This window comes from Burkholderia semiarida (assembly GCF_029268935.1).
Taxonomy (GTDB): Bacteria; Pseudomonadota; Gammaproteobacteria; order Burkholderiales; family Burkholderiaceae; genus Burkholderia; species Burkholderia semiarida.
In genome coordinates, this window is record NZ_JAHLCL010000001.1 from 237,034 (window position 1) to 256,237 (window position 19,204).

Here is a 19,204-nt window from a genome sequence, read left to right on the forward strand (position 1 = left end):
CAGGACACTGGCGGATCGCGCGGCGCATGCCTACGATGCGGGCTGTTCGGCAGGCACGCGCATACGGCGCGGCGCCGCTCGGCAAGGCGGCGGCCCGATCGCGCGAACGCGATCGGCGCCGGTTTCGGCAGGTTCAAGCGGCGCGCATGTCGCGCGCCCGTTCAAGGAGAGCAATCGTGAAGATCGTCGTCATTGGTGGTACCGGCCTCATCGGCAGCAAGGTCGTCAGGAACCTGATCGCACGCGGCCACGACGCGGTGGCGGCAGCGCCGTCGACGGGCGTCGATACGATCACGGGTGCGGGGCTGGACGACGCGCTCGCCGGCGCGGAGGTCGTGGTCGATCTCGCGAATTCGCCGTCGTTCGAGGAAGCGGCCGTGAAGGCATTCTTCGAGGCGTCGGGACGCAACCTGTTCGCCGCGGAGCGTGCGGCCGGCGTGCGCCATCACGTCGCGTTGTCGGTGGTCGGCACCGACCGGTTGCAACAGAGCGCGTATTTCCGCGGCAAGATCGTTCAGGAAAACCTTATCCGCGAAGCGGGCGTGCCGTACACGATCGTGCGCTCGACGCAGTTCTTCGAATTCGTCGGCGCGATCGCGCAGGCTGGCGCGCAAGGCGACACGGTCCGCTTGACCACCGCGCACTTCCAGCCGATCGCGTCGGACGACGTCGCGGCCGCCGTGACCGATTTCGCGCTCGATGCGCCGCGCAACGGCATCGTCGAGATCGGCGGCCCCGAGCGCGTGCGGATCGCCGATCTGGTCGAACGTTTCCTGTCGGCCACGCACGACGCGCGCACGGTGACGCGGGATGCGGGCGCCGGCTACTTCGGCGCGGTGCTGCAGGACGACACGCTCGTGCCGGCGCCCGGCGCGCGCCTCGGCGCGACGACCTTCGACGCGTGGTTCCGGCAGCACGCGCTCGCGCGCTGACCACCGCCGGATCGCACACCATGACGCCACTGCGCCCGCCGCCGCTGTCGCTGCTCGACCGGTATCGCGGCCGAGAACCGCAGACGCTGTACTCGACGACGGTCACCGTCACGGGCGGCGAGGCCGAGCACGGCCGCGCATCGGGCGTCGCGCGTTCCGACGACGGGCGCCTGGATGTCGCGCTGCGCCTGCCGTCCGCGCTGGGCGGGCCCGGCGACGGCCCGAACCCGGAGCAACTGTTCGCCGCGAGCTATGCGGCGTGTTTTCACGGCGCGCTGAGCCTGCTGGCCGCACGGGCGGGCGTAGCGATCGCCGGCGCGTCGGTGTCCGCATCGATCGACTTCTGCCGCGATCCGATGGACGGGTTGTTCATGCTGAACGCGAACATTCGCGTGCGGCTGCCGGGCGTCGAACGCACGTTGGCGGAAGAACTCGTCCGCAATACGGAGCGTTTCTGTCCGTATACGAAGATGGCGCACGAGGGCATCAGCCACATCGTGGCGCTTGCGCCGGCGGACGATGCGCCCGAACGCTAGACGGCGTGAACGTTCCACCCATCGTCTTCACGAGGGAGTCATGCAGTCATTCGACAACAAGGTGGTCCTCATTACCGGCGGCGGCGCCGGCATCGGGCTGGCGGCGGCCGTCGCGTTCGCACGCGAAGGGGCGCGCGTCGTCATCACGGGCCGCCGCGAAGAGGCGCTTTCCGCCGCCGCGCGCAGCGCGCCGGGCATCGACTACGTGGTCGCGGACGCCGGCAATCCGGCCGACGCCACGCGCACGATCGACGAAACGGTCGCACTGGCGGGGCGGCTCGACGTGCTGGTCAACAATGCGGGCGCGGGAGCGATCCTGCCGCTCGAGTCGGCGACCTTCGACGCGATCAGCGCGATCTTCCGCGTCAATACGCTCGGGCCGTCGATGCTCGCGACTGCCGCGCTGCCGCATCTGAAAGCGGCGCGCGGCAGCATCGTCAACGTGTCGAGCACGTTCGGACACAAGGCAGCGGCGCTGTTGTCGCACTATGCGGCGAGCAAGGCCGCGCTCGAGCATCTGACGCGCTGCTGGGCGCTCGAGCTCGCATCGGCGGGCGTGCGCGTGAACGCCGTTGCGGCGGGCCCGACGGAAACGGACTTCCTGTCGGAACGGATGAAGCTGTCGGAAACCGACATCGAAGCGATCAAGGCGCAGGAGCGCGCGCGCATTCCGCTCGGCCGGCGTGGCGAGCCCGCGGACGTCGCGAGCTGGATCGTGTCGCTCGCGTCGCCGCAGGCGGCATGGATGACGGGGCAGGTAATCACGGTCGACGGCGGGCTCGACGCAACCTGACCGTCGCCGGAACGCGCGTCACCCGTCGCGACGGGCGACGCGTGACGCGCGAGATGGAGGATCAGTGCTTTTCGTCGACCTTCTTCGGCTTCGGCGGCGACGGCACCTTCGCGTACTGGAACGCCGGCGTGGCCTTCAGCGCCTCCTTCGTCGCGCCGGGCAGGTAGATGTTGCCGTTGCGCACGTCGAGCGACGCGATCGGCACCGCGACGTCATGCGCGGCCACGCCGAGGAAGCCGCCGGCCGACACGATCGCGGCGGACACCGAGCCGTCCGGCGCGACGATCAGGTCGCGCACCTTGCCGACCTTCTGGTTGTCGTCGTTGTATACGGTCTTGCCGAGCACGCTCTTCTTCACGCTCCAGCCTTCGAGCAGCGCCTGCGACTGCTCGACGGTCACGCTGATCGGCTGCGCGCCCGCGATCTGCGCGTGCGCGCTGACGCTCGAGGCGAGGACGGTTGCTGCGATGAGGGTCTTGTAGAACTTCATGTTTCATGCACTCCGGTGCGGTTGTTGTGGATTCCGGGCGCGAAGCGGGCGCAACGGCTGATCGGTGGGCACCCCGCGGATGGCCGTCCCGCGGATGGCCGTCCCGCGCTTCGTCGGTCGCGTGACGGCCGGCCGCACCGCCACTGCGCGTGTGCGTGGCGGACCGGCGTGGCCGGACTGCGGCGAGCAACACGTCTTTCATGGTAGCGGCATTCGCCGGATCGTGCGTTCACGATGCAACACGGCAGATGGGGCAAGCCGGATCCGGATCAACGATCGTGCGGACAAGTGGAGCGAGCGGCCCCGAAAAATGGCGCCGCGGCCTGCCGATCGGGACAACCTCACGAAACGCATACCCGGCCTTCGCGGCGCATCGGACCACGCGGCGTCACGCATTGCGCGAATACGTTCGCCGGTGCCGCACGGCGTCGGCCAGCACGTCGAGCACAGGCTCCGTCTGCGTCCAGCTCAGGCACGCATCGGTGATCGACACGCCGTACTTGAGCGGCACGCCGGGCTTCAGGTCCTGTCGGCCGGCTTCGAGATGGCTCTCCACCATCACGCCGACGATCCGATGCTCGCCCTGCCCCAACTGCCGCGCGAGATCCTGCGCCACCTCGATCTGCCGCTCGTGCGACTTGTTCGAGTTCGCATGCGAGCAATCGACCATCACCTGTTCGCGCAATCCGGCCTTGCGCAGCACCGCGCAGCTTGCTTCGACGTGCTCGGCGTCGTAGTTCGGCCCGTTCTTGCCGCCGCGCAGGATCACGTGCGCATCGTCGTTGCCGCGCGTCTCGAAGATCGCGGCCATCCCCATCTTCGTCATCCCCATGAACGCATGGCTCGCGGCCGCGGCGACGATCGCGTCCGACGCGACCTGCACGCCGCCGTCGGTGCCGTTCTTGAAACCGATCGGGCAGCTCAGCCCCGACGCCAGCTGACGGTGGCTCTGGCTCTCGGTGGTGCGCGCGCCGATCGCGCCCCACGCGATCAGGTCGGCGATGTACTGCGGGCTCAGCAGGTCGAGGAATTCGGTCGACGCCGGCAGGCCGAGCGCGTTGATGTCGAGCAACAGTTGCCGCGCGGCGCGCAGCCCTTCGTTGATGCGGAAGCTGCCATCCAGGCGCGGATCGTTGATGTAGCCCTTCCAGCCGACCGTCGTGCGCGGCTTCTCGAAGTAGACGCGCATCGTGATCAGCAGGTCGTCCTTCAACGCGTCGGCGGCCGCCTTCAGCCGGCGTGCGTAATCGAGCGCCTGGTCGTGATCGTGGATCGAGCACGGGCCGACGACGAGCAGCAGGCGGTCGTCGCGGCCGTGCAGGATGTCGCCGATCGCGCGGCGCGTGTCTTCGACGAGCGTCTGCGTGGCGGCCGGCACCGGCAGTTCGTCGAGCAGCAGCGCGGGCGAAATCAGCGGGCGCACCGCGCCGATGCGCACGTCGTCGATGCGCGTGGTGTCCTGCGTCGCGTCGGCGCTGCCTACCTCGCGATCGTGGGAAGGATTGTCGAGGTTCTGCATGGTGATTCTCCGGGGGACGTCTGTCTGGAATGATGGGCAGGCTCGATTATGGCACTCGCGCGAAACGGTAGCGGCTTGCGGCAGGGGAAGGCGGGCGAGCGCCGCCGCGGGAATGCGGCCGACGTCAAAACGAGGCAAAAAAGGCGTGTCGCAAGGGTTCGCCCGCGGTTCGCCGCGTTGCGCGGCGTGGTGACCAGCAAGCGGCCCGGCCGTTCGGCCGAGTGTTCGCGTGCGGGCGAAGTACCGTACGATCGCAATTGTCCGGTAGCGAAGCGGCCCGTCGGGTGACGTCCGCCGCTTCGCGTACCACTTGCCTGCGACCACGCGTTCCCTGCCCGACCGACACATCACGATGACCGTTTCCGAATTGCTCCGCGCCATCCGCCAACCCTATGCCGATCTGCTCGCGAAAGCAGCCACGCAACCGGCAGTCGTCGTCGAACCGGCCTACCGGCGGGACGATGGCACGCTGGCCACCGAAGGTCCGCTCGCGCTGCCGTGCCGCGCCGATACCATCGCCGCCGAAGGCGAATCGGCCGGCGAGCCCGCGATGGTCGACTCGGCCACGCAACTGGATTTCGAGCCGTTCGCGTTCGAGCTCGAAACGGCGGCCGTGTCGATCCGCCCGTTCGTCTGGGACTGGGCCGCGGTCGAAGCCGACGGTCTCGACGAAACCGCTGCCAACGATGCCTTCAAGACGTGGTTCCTCGCGTGGTTCGACGGGGACGACGAGAACACGCCAGCCGAGGATGGATTGCACGGTATCGTTCACTACCTGTCGGAACCGGTTCGCACGGAACAGGGCTGGCGCATCCACGCGGATCTCGGTTCCGCGCCGGAGACGGCCGTCGAGGATCTGCTGTTCCGGCTCGTCGATGCCGGCGCGACGCGGATCAGTGTCGGTTGACATGCATCTTCATCATTCACGCACCGTCATGAAAACCATCCTGTTGTCGCCCGTGATGCGCCCGTTGATCCGAAGCGCGTGTCGCTACCTCGTCCCCGGCGTCAAGCTGAAGTAACGCGGCGGTGCGCACGCCCCGCCGTCATCGCATCGGCAGACGATCAGCCTGCGTCGCCCGGCGCGTCGGCGTCGATGCCGAGTTCGCTCGCCATCCGCCGAACCAGCGCATTCAGTCGCGCCACTTCGTCCGCCAGGCGCTTCTGCTCGGCCTTCAGCGCTTCGAATTCGGAAGGCGGCACCGAATCCGCGCCGCCGGCATCCGCGCTCGCGAAGTCGGCCATGTTCACTTCGCCGCACATCAGGTGCATCCAGCGGTTCTCGCGCGCGCCCGGTGCACGCGGCAGGCGGACGACGAGCGGCTGCGCGCGCGCCGCGAGTTCGTCGAGGAACGCCTCGACCGACGAGATATCCGCGAAGCCGTGCAGGCGCGCGCTGTTCAGGCGCAACTCCGCGGCCGTCTGCGGGCCGCGCAGCAGCAGGATCGTCAGCAGCGCGATCGCCTGGCTCGGGATGCCGAGCACGCGGTTCATGTTGTGCTCGAAGCGCGGCACGCGGCTGCTGCTGCCTTCCATCACGAGGCTCAGGTGCTTCAGCCCGTCGAGCGCGGTCGTGACTTCGTCCTCGCTCACGTTCATCACGGGCGAGCGCGCGGTTTTCTGGTTGCAGCCGGCGGTCAGCGCGTTCAGCGACAGCGGATAGGTATCCGGCACCGTGTGCTGTTTCTCGACGAGCACGCCGAGAATGCGGGCCTCGAGGGGCGTGAGTTCGCGAAGGGCGCGGGGCGTGGGCGTATCCGGCGTGGTGTTCATGGGTGGCGTCGCAGCGTGCAGCAGGTGAAGGGAACGGTCGCGGCCCGCGCGGCATCGCGCACGGGCGAGCCATATGATAGCTCGCGGCGCGTGTCCCGGTGCCGCTCGCCGCCCCGGCGTGCGCACTTGCCGCAGCGGGCTTTCGTCGGACGTGGCGGTGCGCCCGATGGCACGCGGCGCCACGCGGCGATGCATGCGCGCGCCGCACCGCCGATTCATCGTCCACGCGCGCCCGGGCGTTTGCGCGATGCACATGCCGGCGCTACGATATGCGTTCATCCCGATACCCGCGGCGCCGCGCGCGACCGTCTTCGCACGCCACACCACGCATGACTCGCCGAACGCGCCGACGCCGTGCCGCGCGCCGCTCGTCACTCCTGCTCACCCCCTCACCGGTTCACCACCATGACTGCATCTTCTTCCGCACACGTGCGCGCCATCGTCACCGGACACACACGCGGCGTCGGCGCGGCGCTCGCCGAACAACTGCTGCAGGAAGGCATCGTCGTGCTCGGCGTGTCGCGCGGCCGTCATCCGTCGCTCGCGTCGCAAGCCGGCGACCGCTTCGCCGAAGTCGAACTCGATCTGTCGGACACGACGGCCGTCGCCACCTGGCTGGCCGGCGACACGCTGCGCGGCTTCGTCGACGGCGCGTCGCTCGTGCTGCTGTTCAACAACGCGGGCATCGTCGATCCGATCGGCCCGCTCGCCGCGCAGGACCCGACGATCGTCGCCCGCGCGGTCGGGCTGAACGTCGCCGCGCCGCTGATGCTGTCGGCCGCGCTCGTGCAAGCCGCATCGGCGTCGACCGAATGCCGGATCGTGCACCTGTCGAGCGGCGCGGCCCGCAACGCGTATGCGGGCTGGAGCGTCTACTGCGCGACCAAGGCCGCGCTCGATCACCATGCGCGCGCCGTCGCGCTCGATGCGAACGGCGCGCTGCGCATCTGCAGCGTCGCGCCGGGCGTCGTCGATACGGGCATGCAGGCCACGATCCGCGCGACCGGCGAAGATCGCTTCCCGATGCGCGGGAAATTCGACCAGTTGAAGTCGAGCGGTGCGCTCGCCACGCCCGAAGCGACCGCCCGACAACTGATCGGCTATGCGCTGAGCGACGCATTCGGTGCCGAGCCGACGGCCGACGTGCGCAACCTGCCGACGACGTAAGCGGCGGACGCGGCCCGTCATCCCTCGAGCCGCTTCGTCCAGTCTTCGACCTGCCGCTCCGTGCGGCGCCTGTCGAGCATCTTGCGCCAGCCGGGCGGCAGCAACGGCACGTCGCACAGCGCATCGAGCGCCGCCATGTCGAGCGTGCGCCGATACAGCACGTCGAGCACCGCCGACAGCGGCCATTGCGGGTAGCGGCGCTCAAGCAGCGCCAGCACATCGCCCGGCGCGACCCAGCCTTCCTGCAGCACGCGGTAATACCAGCCGGTCCGGCCGCTTTGCTGCACGAGCGCCGCCATGCGCGGATGATCGAAGCGCGCGTTGAGCTTCCAGCACGGCTGTCGCGACTGCGAGACCTGAAGCACCGCGCCGCCCAGCGTGAACACGTCGCCGAGACACACGTCGTGCTCGGTGATGCCGCGCGTCGACAGGTTCTCGCCGAACGCACCCGGCCGGGCGAGCACGTCGCGCGCGCCGATCTGCGCGGCCCACCACGCATAGTGATCGTGCGCATAGTGGTGGACGGCCTTGTCGGGGCCGCCGTGATGCCGCGTATCGGCCTGCGCGTCGCCGGCAAACCCGAGCGCGCCCAGCCACAGACGCGCCTCCGTCGGCTGCTTGTCGATCGCGCTCGCGTGCGGTGTGCCGGCAAGCGGCCGGCTCGCGCCGATCCGCACCGCGCCGATGGCGACCGCGATCGCCGGCCGTGCGCCGTCGCTCATGCCGCCACACCGTCCGGCAGCGTCGCGAGCAGGCGCTCGAGCTCGCGCGTGCGTGCCTCGCCGAGCGGCAGCAGCGGCCGCCTCGGTTCGCCCGCGTCGAAGCCGCGCAGCCTCAGCCCGGCCTTCACGGTCACCGGCAACCCGCCGTTGACGATGAACTGCAGCAACGGCAACTGCGCGTGAAAGACCGATCTGGCGCGCGCGAGATCGCCTGCGCGCATCGCATCGAACAACGCGAGCGGCAACGCGGCATTCAGGTTCGGCGCGGCCGTGCACCATCCGGCCGCGCCGGCGGCCAGCGCGGCAAGCGCCATCGGATTGCTGCCGTTGTAGAACGGGATCGTCTCGTCGCTCAATTGCGCGAGCCGATGCATCCGGCCGATGTCGCCGGTGCTTTCCTTGACCATCGTCACGTTGTCGACGGCCCGGCAGATCGTCACGATCAGGTCGGGCGACATGTCGACGCCGCTCGTCGCCGGGTTGTTGTACAGCATGACCGGGATGCCGATTGCGTCGCCGATCGCGCGATAGTGCGCGACGATCTCGTCGTTGCCGAGCTTCCAGTACGACACCGGCAGCACCATCACCGCATCGGCGCCGGCCTGTTCGGCGAAGCGGGCACGGCGCACCGCGCCCGCCGTGGTGAGATCGGAAATCCCGACGACGGTCGGCACGCGCCGGCGCACCGCGTCAATCGACGCGGCGGCGACGGCCTCCCATTCGGCGTCGGACAGGTACGCGCTTTCGCCGGTGCTGCCCAACGGCGCGATCGCGTGAACGCCGTCGGCGATCAGGCGTTCGATCAGCGCGTCGAGCGCTTTGAGATCGACGCCGCCGTCGGCGGAGAACGGCGTGACCGGGTAGGCAATGATGCCTTTCAGCAGGATGGACACGATGGGTATTCCTCAATGATGGTCTGACGGAGTTGAAGCGATGCGCCGATTCACGCGACGCAATCCCGATGCGTACGCAACGCGCGGCGCGCGTAGTAGTCGAACGTCACCGCATCGCGTTTCGGCTTCGAGATCCAGTCGTGCGCTTCACGCGCCAGCGCCGGCGGTACCGGCCTGATCTCGCCGGCCGACATCGCGAGCAGTTGCAGCTTCGCCGCGCGCTCGATCAGCAGCGCGAGGATGCAGGCCTCCTCGATCGTCTTGCCGACCACGAGCTGGCCGTGATGCGCGAGCAGGATCGCGCGCTTGTCGCCCAGCGCGTTCGAGATGATCTCGCCCTCCTCGTTGCCGACCGGCACGCCCGGCCAGTCCTTCAGGAACGCGCAATCGTCGTACAGCGGGCAGGTGTCCATGTGCGACACCACGAGCGGCTGCTCGAGCATAGACAGCGCCGCGACATGCGCCGGGTGCGTGTGGATGATGCAGTTCACGTCCGGGCGCTCGCGATAGATCCACGTATGGAACCGGTTGGCCGGGTTCGGAATGCCTTCGCCGTCGACGACGTCGAGATCCTCGTTGACGCGCAGCAGGTTCGCGGCCGAGATCTCGTCGAAGCCGAGCCCGAGCCGCTGCGTGTAGTACGTGCCGGCCGCGTCCGCGCGGCAGGTGATCTGCCCGGCCAGACCCGAGTCGTGGCCCGCGTCGAACAAGATCCGGCACGTGAGCGCGAGCTTTTGCCGCGCGGACCAGCCGCTGTCGCCCACCTCGTTTTCGAGCCGCCGCTCCGCCAGCGCGACCAGCGCTTCCTTCGTCAAATTCAGCGTTTCCGCCATGTTCGCCTCCTGAATGAACCGGGCCGGCCGCACCGCTCGCGACCGTCTCCCGGGTGTCCCACGCGATACGAATGACACACGATACACCTAATGACACTTTGTGTCATGCGTTACAATCGGTTTTTCGAAGGACACCTGGCGCACCATGACGATTCGCCTGAAACTGCTGAGAAAACAGAAGGGCTGGACGCTCGACGTGCTGGCCGACGAAACCGGTCTCACGAAGAGCTACCTGTCGAAGGTCGAACGCGGCCTGAGCATGCCGTCGATCGCGGTCGCGCTGAAGCTGTCGAAGGCGCTGAACGTCGACGTCGAGCAACTGTTCTCGGAAAGCCGCAACCGCGAGCTGATCACGGTCACGCGCGCCGGCGAGCGCACCGCGATGGGCGCGGCGGCCGACAGCCATGCGCACCGCTTCGAGAGCATCGCGGCCGGCGTCGCGCCGAAGAAGATGCTGCCGTTCGTCGTGCATCCGCCGCACGAATTCGTCGCGTCGACGTTCCGCGAGCACGAAGGCGAGGAATTCCTGTTCGTGCACAAGGGCCGCGTCGAAATCGAATTTCCGAACGAGACGGTGCAACTCAGGGCCGGCGATTCAGTCTATTTCAACGCGCTCATCCCGCACCGCACGCGCAGCCTCGGCACCGCGCAGGCGGAGATCCTGGTCATCGTCAGCCACGACGACTAGCCTCGTCACTTCTTCGCGCAAGGATCTTCCGATGGTCACCAAGGCCACCGCACCGTTCCAGCAGATCAAGACGCTCGTTCGCCAGAACGTCGAGTCCGGGGACTGGCGCCCCGGCGACCGCATTCCGTCCGAGCTCGATCTCGCCGCGCAGTTCGGCGTCGCGCGCATGACGGTCAACCGCGCGCTGCGCGAGCTGACCGAGGAAGGCGTGCTCAAGCGCATCGCGGGCGTCGGCACCTTCGTCGCCGAGGTGAAGCCGCAGTCGAACCTGCTGATGATCGCGCATATCCGCGACGAGATTCGCGCGCGCGGCCACGAGTACCGCTGCCGCGTGCTCAGCCAGTCGCGCGAGCCCGCGTCGTTCGACGTCGCGGCCGCGTTCGGCCTGCCGGTCAACACGCCGGTCTTTCACGTGGTGTGCGTGCACGAGGAAAACGGCCGCCCGATCCAGCTCGAGGACCGCTACGTGAACCCGGCCGCCGCGCCCGGCTTCATCGATCAGGATTTCCAGACCGAGCCGCCGTCCGAGTATCTGTACAACAACGTGTCGCACGACGAATTGGAAATCGAGCACGTCGTCGACGCATCGCTGCCGACCGGCGAACAGGCGCGGCTGCTCGACATGCGCGCCGACGAGCCGTGCCTCACGCTCACGCGCCGCACCTGGACCGACGGGCTGCCCGTCACGTTCGTGCACTTCCTGCATCCGGGCAACCGCTACCGGCTCGGGTCGCGCTTCAAGCCGGGCGCGGGGCGCCACCCGACCTGATCGCTTGTCGCACGCCCCAGACGCACGGCGGCCGTTTCGTCACGAAACGGCCGCCGCGTTCGTTATCTACACTGCTCCGATCGCACCCACCTGCCCCGCGTCGCGCGACCACACGACCGGAAACAACGGGTGATCGAGCGGCGCGCCATCGGCCAGTTGCGCCGCGAGCCCCGGGAAATCGGGCGAGGTTTTCCAGCGGCGCGGCGCGTGACGGATGTCGTCGCCGACGAAGCGCAGTGAAAACGCGCGCCGGCGGTTCTGCGTGCCGCCCGACGCATGCAGCGTGAGCATCCGGAAGCACACCATGTCGCCGGGTTCGAGCGCCCAGCGGCGGATCGGAAAGGCCGCGCGATCGGCTTCGATGTCGGGCAGGTCGGCGAGGCTGCCTTCCGGGAACCACTTCGCCTCCTTGTCCATGAACGTGCGCGGCATCAGCCACGGGCCGCGGTGCGAGCCGGCGACGAATTCCAGCGTCGATTCGAGCGGCACCGGGTCGACCGGAATCCACATGCTGACGTTGTCGTCGCCTTCGATGTTGTAGTACGGCTGATCCTGATGCCACGGCGTGCGCTGCCGCGTGCCGGGCTCCTTCACGAGCAGGTGGTCGTGATGCAGCCGCACGGTGTCCGTGCCCATCAGCGCGGCGGCGACAGACGGGGCCGGCGAGCGCGCGATGAAGTGGCGATACGCGTCGTTGTGCTGCCAGTTGCAGAAATCCTCGAAGAACCAGCCCGGATCGTCGGGCCGGCTCGCGACTTTCGCGCGTTCGCTCGGCTGCGCGAGGTTCGCGTCGATGCCGGCCCGCAGCGCGGCCACTTCGTCGGGGGAAAAGATGCCTTTGATGCAGACCGCGCCTTCCTCGCGGAACGCGGCGATCAGTTCGGGCGTCACGGCTTGCGCGACGCGATCCGGGATACTCGTCATGGTGTGCCTGTCGGTCGAATGAGTTGCGGGGCCACGGTGCCGAAGTCAGTTGCCTTGCGCCGTAGGTGTCGACACGAGCGGCGCGAACGCCGGCGCGGTAACGAGGAGCGTTGCGGTGCGGGTCATGGCGTGTCCTTGAAAGTCTCGACGCGGCGGGCGACGCCGGCGTCCGGTGGAGGCGCTGCGACGGGATGCCGGCGCTGGGCGCGAAAGACAGGGCTTCGATGAAACTGCGATGCAGTCTAGACTGCTCAATTTTCGAGCGCAAGCGGGGAAGAACGGGGGCGAAGCGAACCGAGGGCAAGCAGCGACCGGAGTGGTAGGACGGCGCTCGATCCACAGCGCCAATGCCGGGATATTCGGGTGTTTACCCTGTACCGCGCACGCTCGTCACGGAGATGTCCTTTTCGGATATCCGTGGCGCGGCGATGTCGATACGAATGATCGACGCGAAGGGGGTTCAGCGCGGTATTGACACTGCGCCCTATACCGCCTGGCAGGCCGCTTGGTACGGCCGCAGCGTATTGCGCCTTTCGGCGTGGGCGACGACTACTTGATCAACTGCATTCCGGCGACCTTCGAGGCCGTCACGTCGAATGTAGCCGTATATTCGCACTCGGCTGCGAACCCCGAGCGCTCAATCAGACAATCGGAGAAGTCCGCCTTCGCGGACGCCGCGAAAACACGAAGCGCCTTTCGCACCGTATCGGCACCTTCCACCATGAGTTCCTTCGTGCCGATCATCGAGTCGATGATGTCCCTCATCTGCTCGCGCTCGACGCCGTAGCAGCGCCCGAGCACCCACACGACCTCGACCAAGGCGACCTGTGAAACATACCCCGGCCGCTCAGCCGACAGGGACTCCATCAGCGCCGTCGCTTTCTTCGATTGCACGGCATCGTCCTGAGCGAAGTAGCGGACCAGCACGTTCGTATCCAGTCCGATCATCGCCTGGATGCTCCCTGCTCGGCGATGGCCCGATTCATGTCCTCGATCGACACCGGTTTCGCGGGCTTCTTCACGATTCCTTTGAGCGACGCAAGCGAGTGCGTGGCCGGAATGACTTCATACCGGCCCGTTGCCTCGTTGAAGCTGAATTCGATCCGGTCTCCAGACTTCAAACCAAGCTGATTGCGCACGTCCACGGGAATCGTGACCTGCCCCTTTGAAGTGATCGTTGCTGCCGTCATGATGACACCTCCTTGACTCCTTACTTTACGGTAAGGAAAGTCGCAAAGCAAGGGCCGTGCTGCCGTCTGTCCGCGCGCCGCGCTCGAGCAGCATCCGCCCTTCGCCCGCGTCGCCGCGGTCGGCCGCGCTGCGCATTCGGCCTTCCAGCGCGCCGCCGGCGGCGGCCACCGCCCACGTGAGCGCGGTCAATGCAAACGAGCCGATGATCGCGATCCGTTTGAAAAACATCCGGTTCCCTCCCGACGTGCCGGCGCTCGTCGACGCGCGGCCGATACGATGGGTCGAGCGCCCCGAGAACGCCGCGAAATACCGCGCCCAGGTCGGGCGAAACCGCGATTGCCCGCGCCGTCCGGTCATGTTAAAAATCGTCGCACGCATTTGGAAATGAAATGCTCTTATCCATATAAGTGCAGAAATGAATAGACCCCTGTTCGACATCGATCTGCTGCGCGCGCTCGTGATGGTCGCCGATTGCGGCAGTTTCACGACGGCGTCCGCACGGCTACATTCGACGCAGTCGACGGTCAGCCAGAAGGTGCGCCGGCTCGAGGAGATCGCCGGCCACCGCCTGCTCGACCGCGGCACGCGCGACGTGCGGCCGACCGACGCGGGCGTGACGGTGCTCAGCTACGCGCGGCGCATGCTCGCGCTGAACGACGAGATGCTGGAAGCGCTGTCGGGCGCGACGGTCGCGCTGACGATCCGGCTCGGCGTGCCCGACGATTTCGCGGCGGGCCGCACGACGCACGCGCTCGCGGCGTTCAAGCGCGAGCATCCGCAGGTCAAGCTCGAAGTGACGTGCGGGCTGAGCCGCGACATCAGCGCCGCGTACGATCGCGGGGAACTCGACCTCGTGTTGATCAAGCAGCGGCGCGACAGCCGCGAAGCCGTCGTGCGCTGGCCGGAGAAGCTGCGCTGGATCGACAGCGCGAAGCATCCGTCGATCGATCTCGACCCGGTGCCGCTCGTCGTGTTCCCGCCGCGCGGGCTCTATCGCGACGACATGATCAAGGCGATCGAGGAGCGCGGCCGCCGCTGGCGGATCAGCTTCACGACGTCGAGCCTGAGCGGCATCCAGGCGGCCGTCGCCGACGGGCTCGGCATCAGCGTGCTGCCCGCGCGCGTCGTGACGGACGAGCATGTGGTGCTGACCGCGAAGCAGGGCTTCGCGCCGATCGAGCACATGGACATCGCGATCCTGCACCGACCGACGGCCGACCCGATGGTCGGCGCGCTGACGAAGACGCTCGCGAAGATGCTGGAACTCGAAGGACGCTAGGGTCTGTTTACATACGGAACGCACATGCGAATGCGCGAAATCGCTCGTCCCCCAAGGGGACTTCCTTGCGGGGGCGCAGGCAAGGAGGAAGGAGCGCCGTTTGGCCGAGCCAAACAAGTGACGCGCAACGCCGCCATGCGGGCGATTTCGGGCATTCCCCTGGAATGATTTTTGAATTTGGGGTGGCCACGAGAATGGCCGCTCGCCGCGTTGTGCTCCTTGCGAATACGTCCAGTATTCGCGGCGTCGCACGCCTCGCGAGCGGCCGTTCTCGTGGCAACGCATGTGCGTTCCGTATGTAAACAGACCCTGGGCAACGCGGATCGCGTCAGAACATCGTGTTGCCGTTCGCCGCCTGCTCGGGCACCGGCTGGTTGACGTCCCAGTGTTCAACGATCTTGCCGTGTTCGAGCCGGAAGATGTCGATGATCGCGCTGCCGCGCGTGCCGGGTTCGCGCACCGCGTGCACGTGCAGGATCACGTAATCGCCGTCGACGAACGCGCGCTTGATCTCGCTGTGCGACTGCGGATATGTGTCGCGCAGAAACGCGACGAACTTGCGGAAACCGTCGCGGCCGTCGGCCGCGTTCGGATTGTGCTGCACGTAGCGATCGCCGACGTACGCGAGCGCGGCGTCCGCGTCCTTCTCGTTCAGCCCTTTTTCGTAGAACGCGAGCACCGCGCGCCGGTTGGCTTCCTGCTGCGCGTCGGCCGGGCCGGCCGCCACCGCATGCGCGGCGCTCGCGGCGAACAGGGCCGCCGCCATCCATCGTGCGGCCCGTGCCGCGGTCGTGCGTCGCATCGTGGTCTCCCGAAATCCGGCCGAAAACCCGATCATACCGGCGCGACGCGGCGCTCAGACCAGCGCGCCGTCGCGCGCGACGATCTTCCCGGACGATACGACGAGGCGCCGCACCGGCCGCGCGACGACGGCCTCGGCGAACGTCAGTGCATCGACGAGCACGACGTCCGCGCGATTGCCCGGCTGAAGCCCGTAATCCGCGAAGCCGCAGCCGCGTGCCGCGCCGTGCGTCACGCAGTCCAGCGCGACTTCGAGCGCATCGTCGCGGCGGAAATCGTTGCGCATGCCGATCAGCATCGCGCGTTCGAGCATGTCGGGCGAACCGTACGGCGTCCACGTATCGCGCACGCCGTCGTTGCCGCCGATCACGGTCACGCCCGCCGCACGGCACGCGGCCACTGGCGGCACCGGCACCGCCGCCGGCGCGGTCGTGACGATCGCGACGCCGAGCGCCGCCATCCGCGCGAGCAGCGCATCGCGCTCGCGTCCGGCGATATCGCCAAGGCAAAAGCCATGGCTGATCGCGACCTTCCCGTGCATCCCGTGCGCGGCCGTGCGCTGCAGGATCAGGTCGAGCGAGTACGCGCCCATCGAGCCGCGCTCGTGCAGATGGATATCGAGCCCGCGGCCGTGGCGCGCGGCGATCGCGAACAGCACGTCCACCGCCTCCACCGGATCGCCTTCGATCGCGCACGGATCGAGCCCGCCGAGCACGTCCGCGCCGGCGTCGAGCGCGTCGGACAGCAGCGCATCGGTGCCCGGCCGCTGGAGCACGCCCGATTGCGGAAACGCGACGATCTGGATCTCGACCTGCCCGCGCAGCGTCTCGCGCGTCGCGAGCACGCCGTGCAGATGGCGCAGCCCGGCTTCGGTATCGACGTCGACGTGCGTGCGGATGCGCGTCGTGCCGGCCGCGAGAAACGCGCGCGCCAGCGCCAGCGAGGCGGCGCCCGCGTCGTGGCCGCTCGTCGCGCGATAGTGGCGCTCGTTCTCGATGCGATCGACGAGGCGCGGCCCGACGTGGTTGCGATACCACGGCATCCCCCAGTGGGTCTTGTCGAGGTGCGTGTGGCCTTCGACGAGGCCGGGCAGCGCCAACGCGAGCGCGCCGTCCTCGATCGCGCAGCCGGCGGGCGCGTCGAGCGACGGACCGACGCGCGCGATACGATCGCCTTCGATCAGGATATCGACCGCGGCGTCGGCGCGCGTGCGCACATTGCGGATCAGCAGGTTCGTCATGTCGGCTCCGGTCGGGTCGGTCGGTGCAAGGCGGACACGGCGCGTGCCGCGCCGCCGGTCGGGCGGGTCAATGCGCGAAGCGCAGCGACGGCGTGAGCGGTGCGCCCGTATCGCTTTCGCCGCGGCGGAATACCCAGCGTTCGGCCGGCACGCCCGCGACGGCCGCCGCCGCATTCGGCGCGCGCACCGCGACGAAGCTCGCGTCGCAGCCGACCGCGATTCCGTAGTTCTCCTTTCCGATCACGCGAGCGCCGGCGTGCGTCGCCATGTCGAGCGCGATGCCGAGCGCTTCGTCGGTGTAGAAACCCGACCGGTAGCCGACCATCATCGCGCGCTGCAGCATGTCGCCGTTGCCGTACGGCCACCACGCGTCGCGGATGTTGTCGTTGCCCGCGAACACATGCACGCCCGCGTCGCGCAGCCGTCGCACCGGCGGGAACGCGCAGTCGCCCGGCGCATTCGTCAGGATCGACACGCCGGCTTCGGCCAGTGCCGCGGCGGCGCGTTGCACGTCGTCGTCGCTCACCTGGCCGAGCGCGTACGCATGGCTCACGTTCACGCGCCCGCCGAGCCCGGCCGCGCGCGTGCGCGCCGCGATCCGCAGCAGTTGCGCGATGCCCGTTTCGCCCGGCTCGTGCAGATGGATGTCGATCTTCGCGCCGCGCTTCTCGGCGATGCCGAACACGATGTCGAGCTGGCCGTCCGCGTCGCCGTCGAGCGTCGTCGGGTCGATCCCGCCGACCACGTCCGCGCCTTCGCGCACGGCTGCGTCGAGTATCTCGGCAGTGCCCGGGCACGTGATCACGCCGGCCTGCGGAAACGCGACCAGTTCGATGTCGACGATGCCGCGCCATCGTTCGCGCGCGGCCATCACGGCGTGCAGGTTCGACAGGCCGGTCGTCGCATCGACGTCGACGTGGCTGCGCATCGCGATCGTGCCGAACGCGGCGGCCTGCGCGATCAGCGCGTTCGCACGCTCGACGATCGGCGGCGCGGCCGCGAGCTGGCGCTTCTCGACCGCGAGCCGCTCGCGCAGCGAGCCGACCGGTTCGTGCGGCACCCAGCGATCGCCGACGAAGCTCTTGTCAAGATGGATATGGCCGTCGACGAAACCGGGCAGCACGACGCGGCCGTCGAGGTCGATCGTCTGCGCGCCGGGCGCGGCGGCGCAATCGGCGCCGATCGCGGCGAAGCGGCCGTCACGGACGACGAAGTTGACGGGCTGGCCGCCGGCGTCGACGGCGTTGAGGAAGAGTCGTTCGGTCATGGCTTGATAGGTGGAGCGGTCGCGGCGCGACACCGGCGCGGACAGGGGGAGGAACCGCGGCCGGCGCGGCGCGACCGTTGGCAGGGAATCCGGCCACGATATCGGACGCCGCTGCGCGAGGCCAATTAAATGTCGCGATGCCGCGCATTCGATTTCCCGATGCGCGGCGCGCAGGGCCACCGGGCCGGGCGCGGGACAGGTTACGCCGGCCGTGGAAACGGCTGGAATGTCGGCGGCCGCGCATGGGCCGCATCGCCCACCCACGGGTGCCGGGAAGCCGCGTCGCGCCGTTGCGCGCGGGGGCTTCGACGCGCCGCCCAGCCGGCGATTTACGCGGCAACAGACTTTACACGTTGTTACCCGGCCGCACCGGACGCGCATCCGCCCATTCCTTATACTCACGCCGAGTTCGCCACCCATGACGGGAATCCATCGGCGGACACGTTGCCGATGCAGGAAACATCATGATGCGCATGCCTTCCACGAAGACCGTTCTGTTCGCCTCGCTCGTCGCCGTGGCGGCGCTTCCGCTCACCGCCTGTGTCGCGCCGGGCTACTACGGCGCGCAGCCCGGCTATCCGCAGCAGCAATACGCGACGCCCGGCTATGCGCAGCCCGCGTATTCGCAACCGGGTTACGTGCAGCAGCAACCGGCGTATCCGAATCAGGCGCCGCAACCGTACGATCAATACGGCAACCCGTCGCAGTACGGATCGCAGCCTTACGACCAGTACGGCAATCAGCAACAGCAATACGCGAACCCGTACGGCACGCAGTACGGCACCGTGTCGAACATCCAGCCGGTCAGCAGCTCGGTCGGCCCGTCGGGCGTGGCCGGCACCGTCGTCGGTGCGCTGGTCGGCGGCCTCGTGGGCAACCAGTTCGGCCGCGGTCACGGCCGCGATGCGGCAACCGTGATCGGCGCGCTCGGCGGGGCGGTGGCCGGCAACCAGATCGGCCAGCAGATGGGCGCCGCGCAAGGCCCGAGCAGCTACCGGATCGACGTGCGGGTCAGCGACGGCTCGATGCGCTCGTTCGACGTGCAGTCGCCGGGCAACCTGCGTCCGGGCGACCGCGTGCAGATCAACGGCAATCAGCTGTCGCGCTATTGATGCCGCCGGCGGGCGCGTGAGCCGATCGCGCGCACGTCGTTTGTTTGACGTCGTGCGCCAGACCGGCGCGACGGCGCATGCGCTTGACGCGCGCCCTCCTTGATGGCGGTACGACGTACCGCCATCACTGTCTTGTCCGTTCACGATCGTGCGCGCCACGCGCGCGACGCACCGCACATCGCCACGCGGCATCCGGATTCCTATTAGGATAAGCACGATGCATCCCGCGACCGCGGCAGCGGTGCGCCGGCATGCACGCCCTCGACCGGAACACC

The 19,204-nt window shown here is 68.5% G+C and carries 22 protein-coding genes; 9 read left to right on the forward strand and 13 right to left on the reverse strand.

The genetic code is table 11. From position 1 onward, the window contains the following. The first annotated feature begins 176 nt into the window (after positions 1 to 176). From KPB06_RS01125 to KPB06_RS01135, 3 genes are read left to right on the forward strand one after another with little or no spacing between them, the layout of a single operon-like run. Positions 177 to 932 carry an SDR family oxidoreductase gene (locus KPB06_RS01125; protein ID WP_104013300.1) on the forward strand — a complete coding sequence of 252 codons (756 nt, stop codon included), beginning with the start codon at positions 177 to 179 and terminating at the stop codon, positions 930 to 932. Positions 933 to 952: 20 nt separating this feature from the next. Continuing rightward, the gene (locus KPB06_RS01130) at positions 953 to 1,468 is read left to right on the forward strand and encodes an Ohr family peroxiredoxin (RefSeq protein WP_060968205.1); all 516 of its coding nucleotides are present in this window, start codon (positions 953 to 955) and stop codon (positions 1,466 to 1,468) included. A 40-nt stretch (positions 1,469 to 1,508) separates the two neighbouring features. Next, on the forward strand, positions 1,509 to 2,261 hold the full coding sequence (locus KPB06_RS01135; protein ID WP_104013299.1) for an SDR family NAD(P)-dependent oxidoreductase: 753 nt from the start codon (positions 1,509 to 1,511) through the stop codon (positions 2,259 to 2,261). A gap of 61 nt (positions 2,262 to 2,322) precedes the next feature. Here KPB06_RS01135 and KPB06_RS01140 read toward each other — a convergent pair whose 3' ends face one another. Beyond that, complete coding sequence (locus KPB06_RS01140) at positions 2,323 to 2,751, reverse strand: PRC-barrel domain-containing protein (protein WP_059581669.1); 429 nt, start codon at positions 2,749 to 2,751, stop codon at positions 2,323 to 2,325. A gap of 388 nt (positions 2,752 to 3,139) precedes the next feature. Continuing rightward, the gene (locus KPB06_RS01145; protein WP_059581668.1) at positions 3,140 to 4,270 is read right to left on the reverse strand and encodes a 3-deoxy-7-phosphoheptulonate synthase; all 1,131 of its coding nucleotides are present in this window, start codon (positions 4,268 to 4,270) and stop codon (positions 3,140 to 3,142) included. A 352-nt stretch (positions 4,271 to 4,622) separates the two neighbouring features. On the opposite strand from KPB06_RS01145, the gene KPB06_RS01150 reads away from it, so the two are divergent. Then, positions 4,623 to 5,177, forward strand: a complete 555-nt coding sequence (locus KPB06_RS01150; RefSeq protein ID WP_059581666.1) for a hypothetical protein — start codon at positions 4,623 to 4,625, stop codon at positions 5,175 to 5,177. 158 nt (positions 5,178 to 5,335) lie between these two features. On the opposite strand, the gene KPB06_RS01155 is transcribed toward KPB06_RS01150, so the two are convergent. Continuing rightward, the gene (locus tag KPB06_RS01155; protein WP_059582182.1) at positions 5,336 to 6,043 is read right to left on the reverse strand and encodes a YceH family protein; all 708 of its coding nucleotides are present in this window, start codon (positions 6,041 to 6,043) and stop codon (positions 5,336 to 5,338) included. A 405-nt stretch (positions 6,044 to 6,448) separates the two neighbouring features. Between KPB06_RS01155 and KPB06_RS01160 the strand changes: the two genes are divergently transcribed. Next, a complete protein-coding gene (locus tag KPB06_RS01160; RefSeq protein WP_059581663.1) occupies positions 6,449 to 7,210 on the forward strand; it encodes an SDR family oxidoreductase in 762 nt (253 codons plus the stop codon). Between the two features lie 17 nt (positions 7,211 to 7,227). Here the strand turns inward: KPB06_RS01160 and KPB06_RS01165 are convergent, their stop codons facing one another. The 3 genes from KPB06_RS01165 to KPB06_RS01175 are packed head-to-tail and all read right to left on the reverse strand — an operon-like array spanning position 7,228 to position 9,658. Then, complete coding sequence (locus tag KPB06_RS01165; RefSeq protein ID WP_059581660.1) at positions 7,228 to 7,932, reverse strand: MOSC domain-containing protein; 705 nt, start codon at positions 7,930 to 7,932, stop codon at positions 7,228 to 7,230. Continuing rightward, complete coding sequence (locus tag KPB06_RS01170; RefSeq protein WP_060011192.1) at positions 7,929 to 8,825, reverse strand: dihydrodipicolinate synthase family protein; 897 nt, start codon at positions 8,823 to 8,825, stop codon at positions 7,929 to 7,931. The genes KPB06_RS01165 and KPB06_RS01170 overlap by 4 nt, the downstream gene beginning before the upstream one ends. Positions 8,826 to 8,875: 50 nt before the next feature. Next, positions 8,876 to 9,658 carry an aldolase gene (locus KPB06_RS01175; protein ID WP_059581648.1) on the reverse strand — a complete coding sequence of 261 codons (783 nt, stop codon included), beginning with the start codon at positions 9,656 to 9,658 and terminating at the stop codon, positions 8,876 to 8,878. Between the two features lie 145 nt (positions 9,659 to 9,803). On the opposite strand from KPB06_RS01175, the gene KPB06_RS01180 reads away from it, so the two are divergent. Together KPB06_RS01180 and hutC are read left to right on the forward strand one after the other, a co-directional pair. Next, the gene (locus KPB06_RS01180; RefSeq protein WP_059581646.1) at positions 9,804 to 10,346 is read left to right on the forward strand and encodes a helix-turn-helix domain-containing protein; all 543 of its coding nucleotides are present in this window, start codon (positions 9,804 to 9,806) and stop codon (positions 10,344 to 10,346) included. 31 nt (positions 10,347 to 10,377) lie between these two features. Next, entirely contained in the window at positions 10,378 to 11,115 is a 738-nt protein-coding gene (hutC, locus tag KPB06_RS01185) for a histidine utilization repressor (protein WP_059581643.1), read from the forward strand. A 66-nt stretch (positions 11,116 to 11,181) separates the two neighbouring features. Here hutC and KPB06_RS01190 read toward each other — a convergent pair whose 3' ends face one another. From KPB06_RS01190 to KPB06_RS01205, 4 genes are all read right to left on the reverse strand, one after another. Further along, positions 11,182 to 12,039 (reverse strand): phytanoyl-CoA dioxygenase family protein, encoded by an 858-nt coding sequence (locus KPB06_RS01190; protein WP_059581640.1) that lies wholly within the window; start codon positions 12,037 to 12,039, stop codon positions 11,182 to 11,184. A 549-nt stretch (positions 12,040 to 12,588) separates the two neighbouring features. Beyond that, the gene (locus tag KPB06_RS01195) at positions 12,589 to 12,987 is read right to left on the reverse strand and encodes a PIN domain-containing protein (RefSeq protein ID WP_059581638.1); all 399 of its coding nucleotides are present in this window, start codon (positions 12,985 to 12,987) and stop codon (positions 12,589 to 12,591) included. Next, positions 12,984 to 13,229, reverse strand: a complete 246-nt coding sequence (locus tag KPB06_RS01200) for an AbrB/MazE/SpoVT family DNA-binding domain-containing protein (protein ID WP_059581635.1) — start codon at positions 13,227 to 13,229, stop codon at positions 12,984 to 12,986. The genes KPB06_RS01195 and KPB06_RS01200 overlap by 4 nt, the downstream gene beginning before the upstream one ends. A 25-nt stretch (positions 13,230 to 13,254) precedes the next feature. Further along, complete coding sequence (locus KPB06_RS01205; RefSeq protein ID WP_230951177.1) at positions 13,255 to 13,668, reverse strand: hypothetical protein; 414 nt, start codon at positions 13,666 to 13,668, stop codon at positions 13,255 to 13,257. On the opposite strand from KPB06_RS01205, the gene KPB06_RS01210 reads away from it, so the two are divergent. After that, entirely contained in the window at positions 13,646 to 14,509 is an 864-nt protein-coding gene (locus KPB06_RS01210; RefSeq protein ID WP_059581630.1) for a LysR family transcriptional regulator, read from the forward strand. The two genes, KPB06_RS01205 and KPB06_RS01210, sit on opposite strands and share 23 nt — an antisense overlap. Positions 14,510 to 14,837: 328 nt before the next feature. On the opposite strand, the gene KPB06_RS01215 is transcribed toward KPB06_RS01210, so the two are convergent. The 3 genes from KPB06_RS01215 to KPB06_RS01225 form a co-directional block, all read right to left on the reverse strand. Further along, positions 14,838 to 15,311, reverse strand: coding sequence for a nuclear transport factor 2 family protein (locus KPB06_RS01215; RefSeq protein ID WP_059581627.1), 474 nt, complete (start codon positions 15,309 to 15,311; stop codon positions 14,838 to 14,840). Positions 15,312 to 15,365: 54 nt separating this feature from the next. Further along, on the reverse strand, positions 15,366 to 16,550 hold the full coding sequence (locus tag KPB06_RS01220) for an amidohydrolase family protein (protein ID WP_059581625.1): 1,185 nt from the start codon (positions 16,548 to 16,550) through the stop codon (positions 15,366 to 15,368). 67 nt (positions 16,551 to 16,617) lie between these two features. After that, complete coding sequence (locus KPB06_RS01225; RefSeq protein WP_059581622.1) at positions 16,618 to 17,817, reverse strand: amidohydrolase family protein; 1,200 nt, start codon at positions 17,815 to 17,817, stop codon at positions 16,618 to 16,620. 464 nt (positions 17,818 to 18,281) lie between these two features. On the opposite strand from KPB06_RS01225, the gene KPB06_RS01230 reads away from it, so the two are divergent. Continuing rightward, a complete protein-coding gene (locus KPB06_RS01230; protein ID WP_059581620.1) occupies positions 18,282 to 18,929 on the forward strand; it encodes an outer membrane lipoprotein in 648 nt (215 codons plus the stop codon). Positions 18,930 to 19,204 lie beyond the last annotated feature (275 nt).